Origin of the sequence: Guptibacillus spartinae (genome assembly GCF_028610625.1) — a bacterium.
Taxonomy (GTDB): Bacteria; Bacillota; Bacilli; order Bacillales; family Guptibacillaceae; genus Guptibacillus; species Guptibacillus spartinae.
In genome coordinates this window covers 51,388-57,697 of the sequence record NZ_JAQQWU010000020.1, presented here as the reverse complement: position 1 = coordinate 57,697, position 6,310 = coordinate 51,388, and the positions used below count along the sequence as shown (strand labels likewise).

The 6,310-nt window shown below is 34.0% G+C and carries 9 protein-coding genes; 2 read left to right on the top strand and 7 right to left on the bottom strand.

Annotation, left to right across the window (positions count from 1 at the left end):
- The 3 genes from PQ511_RS21970 to PQ511_RS21960 form a co-directional block, all read right to left on the bottom strand.
- Positions 1-257 (bottom strand): helix-turn-helix domain-containing protein (locus PQ511_RS21970; RefSeq protein WP_273854073.1); only part of this gene is annotated, 257 nt, incomplete at its 3' end.
- A gap of 82 nt (positions 258-339) precedes the next feature.
- Positions 340-1,479, bottom strand: a complete 1,140-nt coding sequence (locus PQ511_RS21965; RefSeq protein WP_273854072.1) for a DUF4365 domain-containing protein — start codon at positions 1,477-1,479, stop codon at positions 340-342.
- A gap of 27 nt (positions 1,480-1,506) precedes the next feature.
- On the bottom strand, positions 1,507-1,749 hold the full coding sequence (locus PQ511_RS21960) for a hypothetical protein (RefSeq protein WP_273854071.1): 243 nt from the start codon (positions 1,747-1,749) through the stop codon (positions 1,507-1,509).
- A gap of 185 nt (positions 1,750-1,934) precedes the next feature.
- On the opposite strand from PQ511_RS21960, the gene PQ511_RS21955 reads away from it, so the two are divergent.
- Positions 1,935-2,729, top strand: a complete 795-nt coding sequence (locus PQ511_RS21955) for a nucleotidyltransferase domain-containing protein (RefSeq protein ID WP_273854070.1) — start codon at positions 1,935-1,937, stop codon at positions 2,727-2,729.
- Between the two features lie 60 nt (positions 2,730-2,789).
- Here the strand turns inward: PQ511_RS21955 and PQ511_RS21950 are convergent, their stop codons facing one another.
- Entirely contained in the window at positions 2,790-3,236 is a 447-nt protein-coding gene (locus tag PQ511_RS21950; protein WP_273854069.1) for a hypothetical protein, read from the bottom strand.
- A 274-nt stretch (positions 3,237-3,510) separates the two neighbouring features.
- On the opposite strand from PQ511_RS21950, the gene PQ511_RS21945 reads away from it, so the two are divergent.
- The gene (locus tag PQ511_RS21945) at positions 3,511-4,206 is read left to right on the top strand and encodes a hypothetical protein (RefSeq protein WP_273854068.1); all 696 of its coding nucleotides are present in this window, start codon (positions 3,511-3,513) and stop codon (positions 4,204-4,206) included.
- Between the two features lie 95 nt (positions 4,207-4,301).
- On the opposite strand, the gene PQ511_RS21940 is transcribed toward PQ511_RS21945, so the two are convergent.
- From PQ511_RS21940 to PQ511_RS21930, 3 genes are all read right to left on the bottom strand, one after another.
- Positions 4,302-4,553: a hypothetical protein gene (locus PQ511_RS21940; protein ID WP_273854067.1), complete on the bottom strand. Its 252-nt coding sequence runs from the start codon at positions 4,551-4,553 to the stop codon at positions 4,302-4,304.
- Positions 4,554-5,106: 553 nt separating this feature from the next.
- On the bottom strand, positions 5,107-5,592 hold the full coding sequence (locus tag PQ511_RS21935; protein WP_273854066.1) for a GNAT family N-acetyltransferase: 486 nt from the start codon (positions 5,590-5,592) through the stop codon (positions 5,107-5,109).
- A gap of 251 nt (positions 5,593-5,843) precedes the next feature.
- On the bottom strand, positions 5,844-6,302 hold the full coding sequence (locus PQ511_RS21930) for a hypothetical protein (protein ID WP_273854065.1): 459 nt from the start codon (positions 6,300-6,302) through the stop codon (positions 5,844-5,846).
- Positions 6,303-6,310: the final 8 nt, after the last annotated feature.

Here is a 6,310-nt window from a genome sequence, read left to right as displayed (position 1 = left end):
TTTTCTATGCGAAAAAAGACCTCCTGTAGAGGTTGCGATGGAACTTCTTTTAAGATTGGATGATTCTTTTTATCGAGCGTTAACTGTTTTTGAAGCTGAGCTTTCGTGTAGCCTTTGCCTGTTCTCCCATAATATCTTTCTTTATCCAAGAGGGCAGAATTGTACTGTAGTCGGCAGATGTCTACCCATCTATGTAGGGTATTTGACTGTTCTTCTGTCGGGAAGATCTCAAATAAATAGTTCAACACTGTAGACACCTACCAACACCTCCATATACTACCACCATTATATCAAACATACGTTCTTATTGCCACTTAAGTGCGAGCAATTCATCCCCCACTAAATCGATAAATCGAAGATTTTGAAGGGGAATTCTTGCTGATTGTTGTTAAATAAGTCCGGTAGGTTTTCCTCTTCATGAAAAACGTAATTTTCGCTTATACCGATCTGCTTACATACTGTAATCAATTCTTCATAATTTGCTATCACTTCGCTTATATCGTTAAATGCCTCAATATCGCCCCACTTTGTATCAAAAGTGAAATAATTTAAAGGCAAAGCATGATATTTAAGATGGTAGTGCAGTATTTTTAAACTTTTAATGTACGAAGACAGCGTTTTAAGTCTTCCTATACTTACGGTAGCATTGCTTTCTTTTTTACTGATCTCATAAGAAAGGGTATCTTCTATTGTTAATATCATTTCATCTTTTCGTTCTGTAATCTTATAGTTGACTGGAAACGTTTCTTCTCCAATTGATATTACATCTTCATTTATCCCTTCCTTTTGTATAATGTTTACTAGTTCTAATGGCGATTCAGTACCATTAGGTGATACTCCGTACATATAAGCCGATTCTTCGAACTCGTTAAAGTTTTCCTTTTGGACGTCTACGAACTCTAATGTGTAAGATTGAAAACTTTCCATTTCTCCGGTTTCGACAAAGTAAGTTGGTTGTTTATACACTAGGTTAATTAACGTGTTACAAATGAATTCTAAATGCCCCTCATTTAATTTTTTGAATGAGAGTGTAATGGTATCATTTCCATTATTGTCTAATTCTTTAAGAAGGCTTTTTAAATCCAATGGTGCTAAGATGCGGTAATATGCTGGCTTTTTTAATGTATTAGGATTGATAGTCACTACTAAATACAGTACGCCGTTACCTATCTTATAAAATACATCGATATCTCTTCTTGAGACCGAGTGTTTAATCTTGTTTTGCTTATCCATTTTTTTGTACCTTGTGGTTCCTTTGACTTGAACAGGTACCGTATTAACTAAAGTTTCTTTTTTAAGATTCTCGTGATTGTAAACTTCAATGACTCCATCAAAAGATAAACTCTTATCGTTATACTGTATATCCCCTACCAAATGAAAAGGCGGTTGCAGGATCAAATCATTAATTTCAAGACATGCTAAATGTTCAATGATAGTATTATCGATCTTTTGTGCTGTTTTATTTTGTGTACCGCTCAACGATGATTCCTCCTGTATACAATAACTTTACATTCTATTAAGTTGGTAAATCAGAATAACGATGGTTGCTAGGAGTGCAATCCCCGCTAACCAGAAGAAGAATTTCGAAAAATCTCTTACTACCGGCTCTTTACCTTCTTCTCTCTGTCTTTTGATTTCTTCATCGTATTTCTTCGTATCTTCTCTACTATCTTCGATTACTCTAATGAATGCAATAAGGGCTAATATAATGCATACAAAGGTGGCACTAGTTATCCCGAACGCCTCCACTACATAACCTCCTTTTAAAAGTTTATTATCCGCTCTCTTTTAATTATATTACCATTATATTGATAGAGAGTCAGTTGTTGGGGTATCTGAGCTATTTCCAGAATCAATCATTGCTATTATGTAGTTTACTAGTTAAGTGTAGTATCATATTAGTGGTAAAAGTCTATATGGAATGGGTGAATATAATGCATGAGCATATACTAGATGTCATTAAACAAACAGAGATCGATCATGATATTAAAATTCTCTATGCGTGTGAGTCGGGTAGTCGAGCATGGGGGTTCCCTTCTAAGGATTCCGATTATGACGTTCGATTTATCTATGTCCATCGCAAAGATTGGTACTTATCGATCGATCAAAAAAGGGATGTTATCGAAATTCCCACTAGAGACAAATTATCCATCCCAGTTGATGACTTGGTTGATATGAGCGGTTGGGAACTCACGAAGGCATTAAAGCTGTTTCGGAAGTCTAATCCTCCTCTGCTTGAATGGTTACGCTCCAATATTGTCTACTATGAGTCTTTTTCAACCGCTAAACAAATGAGAGATTTTGATGGGACGATCTTTTTACCTACCTCCTGCTTATATCATTATCTAAATATGGCAAAGGGGAACTTTCGAGAGTATCTCCAGGGTGATGACGTACGAATTAAGAAGTATTTCTATGTACTTCGACCTGTTCTTGCGGCTAGATGGATCAAGAAATATCATACGGTTCCACCTATCGGTTTCCACGAACTATTCGAGGATGCTGCACTCCCACCAGCGCTTCATGATGAAATCACTACACTGTTAAAACGGAAGATAGCTGGAGAAGAATTGAATCTTGAACCTAGAATTGATCTGATCAACTCATTCTTACAAGAAGAAATGGAGCAGTTAGAGGCATATGCACAGAGTCTGGACTTTGTACAAGAAGATCCTACCGAAAAGCTAAATGAACTTTTCAGAAAAACCTTAGACGAAGTATGGAATTGAAAAAGAAGCTCATTATTGCAATGAGCTTCTTTTTTTATAAAACATTTTGATTTATGTTTATTATTCAAATTTCAAGACAGTCAATCTATAAAAGATATAGATTATGAGAGAACTTAACAAAAATAACACGATATATAAGTGGAGCCCCATCACTTTTAACTCTTCGAACGAAGGAAAGAAGAAAATCATAATGCCCATTTGAGTCATATAGTACAATGCGCCGATACCCACTAAGCCGAATAGTTCATTTTGTACACGTTCGATGCGATTTTTAGGGGTCCAATCCCAATCCCCGCCGAAAAAATCTTTTAATTCGTACCATATGTAGATAGCTATGGCAATGGACAGGGAAATCATTATACCGATGATAACAAAGTTAGCTGAATTTTGGTCAGCAATCAAGTTTGGAAACCAGCTAACTTTCATGGCATATAAAGAAGAAAAAGCTGAAAAACATATCAGACAGAATCTAACCTTTTTTTCGAAATTAACAGCAGCTTGCAACACTTGAACGACGTCCTCCTTTGACTACTTCTTTAATCAGGTTCGATTGATACTGTTGCTGGTTTATCAAATCCATGCGTTTGTCATAATTTTCGACCTCAGAAGTGTTCTCTGTATTTAAGTATCGGCATTAGAAGCCTATTTTTCCACCTTGATTAACTCTTTTAAGGTGAAAAGTTGTAATAAAGATAAAAATCGGACATAGGCGGTTTTTCTAGATAGGATATTATATAATAAGGTGTAATAAATTTGAAAATTCTCTAAATTGGAGGTCAATATGCTACTAAAAGAAGAATTATTTAAGACCGCTCAAGAAAAAGGGGTGCGATTGTATAACGGTTTATGTGATTTCGAAAATTTATATAAAACTGGTATTATGTTTAAATCAGAAATCGATTTTTTTAAAATCGTTGATGAACTCAACATAAAATCTATTTATTATTTTTACGGGTGGTTCTTAGATACTGAATTCTTAATACCTGAAAAGTACATCGATCGTTACCCAATTGAATTACGAAATATTTTCAGTCAAATGATTCATGAACATAATGAATACATAAAGAATGTTGATTTTAATGAACCTGGTTATTTGGTTCTCTACTTTTTACATCAAGGATTTATTCATTTTATACGAATGGATAACGCTAAAATGAATTCTCTGGTGGCTTACGAAGATATGTTACAAGAAATCTCTGATGGTATAACTGAAGAAATATCAGAGGGAGATTTGGTCAAAATAAGACAACAGCAGCAAAGAGAAAAAGAAGAAAAAGCTGAGATAATCCGTAAAAAAGTTTTAGCCGATGAGGATTTTCATAAATGTAGTAATTCCGCTTCAAGACTGAATTATCGTAATCGCCTTTATAAGGTTCATCCTGAATATGAAGAGATCTTAAAAGAAGCGGGGTATTCGAAAACAATTAGTTTCTTTGATGATACTTGGAAGATTTATAAAGAGAGAATTTCTAAATAAATTAGAGTAGGGGATCCTCACACTGAGGGTCCCCTACGGTTGTTTGATAATCGCTCCGAGTTTATGGATCAGCTCTCCTATTAGTATAGTTACTATTAAGGAGTATTCCAAAAGAATGTAGTAACAATCGTAGGAATTATTATAGTGATGAAAATAATAAAACCATTACCAATCAATCCAATCTTTTTGTAAATTCCACTTTCAGAAAACAGTGCGATAACTAACCCAACTACAGAAATTAAAACACCTACAAAAAGTAAACTATCATTACCGAACAGCATCGTGAGATAGGCTACTACACTAATAATAAATAGAATAGAAGAAATAGCACTTAATTTCCGTCTCACTTCTACCACCTCCTTGATTTTATCTAGTATTTAAGTCTTTCATAAACTTTCCCACATCTTAAATACCAATTATTTCAAATTAGTGCGATTAACTCAATCTTTTACTTCAAATTTAAAAGGTGCCTATCGTATTAAAGATAAGCTCCGAGATTGTAGAATATGAATACGGTTATTGCTTCTTAAGATTACATCTTCTACTTAGAGTTTTTGTCTTTTTTCGTAACTAAATTATATAAGCTCTGATGCTTATAGTTGTAAGCTAGCATAGAAATAAAAAATGCGATCAGAACAGTAGATAAAACGACTTTAATTACCCCATATTTAGAATAAGCTCCAAAAAGCAAACCGAAAATCAAAGGATAACCAAACCACTTAGAAGATAAGATCTCTCTAATTGCATTGATAATAAGAACCTCCAAACCCTAATTACATACTCCTTCAACCTTCTTAATGACAATTATTTCAAAATAATGCAAACAACTCAATCTTTAATTTCAAATAAAAGGAGCCAATCTTATTACAGATAAGCTCCGAGTTTGTTTAATAGTGAAACTTATATATATAGTGCCATTCTAAACATTTTAGTTATATGACCTTCTAGATTATCATCAAATTCTGAAACAACTTGGAACCCTTTTGCACGATAAAAATTTGTTCCTATCTCATTCTCTTTCTCAACACTTATATAGACTGACTTTGCACCATTTATATTTTTGATACCTTCTTCAAGCAAGGCAGTACCGATACCTTTCCCTTGATTTTCTGGATATAAGTAAATTGCCCCTAATTCTACTATCCCTTCATCTTTTAGAGGAGAGAAGTTAGCGAATCCAACAATTTTTCCGTTCTTTTCAGCAACGTACAGCGAAGAAACATCTAAACGTTTTAGCATCATTTCATCATTATAAGCAGAGTTTAAAAAACTTTCTTGAATTTTAAGAGGAATTATACCATCATATGTTGCATTCCAACTTGTTTTAGCCACTTCCTGAACTGCGTTTATATCCTTTTTCTCCATTTTGCGAATTATGTACTCCATCATTAACACCCCTTAAATGATTCATTCTTTGTTCCGTAATCCTGCCCGATTGCTGCAGATGCTCCTGTATATACAATACCATAAAAAGTAAATTTATCCTTGTCCAATTTAAAAGCAACAATCTTTACGAAAAAAGCCTTACGAAAAGAGTCATTTCAAAACAAAAGAAGCCTACCCTATTACCAGATAAGCTCCGATAAACCAGAGGACTTGGGATCAGGATAAATTCTAGATTTTATCCTATAATAGTGTTAATTCAGATCAATGTTACCTACATATTGAACATCTCCCATATTAGAAGACAGATTCACTTCTAAGATATAGTTACCTTTTGAATCTGGAAATTGAAAGCCATTAGATTTATTTACAGGCAATTCAATCTCTTCATTGTTTTGCCACAGAGAGACTTGAAGCTCTTCTAATTGAAAATCAGAATGTCTTAATTCTAGGTTTCCTTCTGAATCAGCATTGACCTCAATTTGATTCTGTTCGATTCCTAATGATTGAAAATTAACAACAGTCTTTTTGTATTCCTCATTAGGTCCTTCCCAATTCACGGATGCCTCTTTAAGCTCATATGAATCATAATCGTTTAGATGATGGTACCAAATTGTCATTGTTGGAGGAGTGAAATCATAATCCTCTCCTATACAGGCGGTCAATAAAAATAAACACCCTATACTTACTAAAGATAATATTGAACGAATCATTATCAATT

Excerpts from the sequence above, each read along its gene's own strand:
- PQ511_RS21955 (WP_273854070.1), top strand. The coding sequence starts at position 1,935 with ATGCATGAGCATATACTAGATGTCATTAAACAAACAGAGATCGATCAT.
- PQ511_RS21945 (WP_273854068.1), top strand. The coding sequence starts at position 3,511 with ATGCTACTAAAAGAAGAATTATTTAAGACCGCTCAAGAAAAAGGGGTG.
- PQ511_RS21935 (WP_273854066.1), bottom strand. The coding sequence starts at position 5,592 with ATGGAGTACATAATTCGCAAAATGGAGAAAAAGGATATAAACGCAGTT.
- PQ511_RS21930 (WP_273854065.1), bottom strand. The coding sequence starts at position 6,302 with ATGATTCGTTCAATATTATCTTTAGTAAGTATAGGGTGTTTATTTTTA.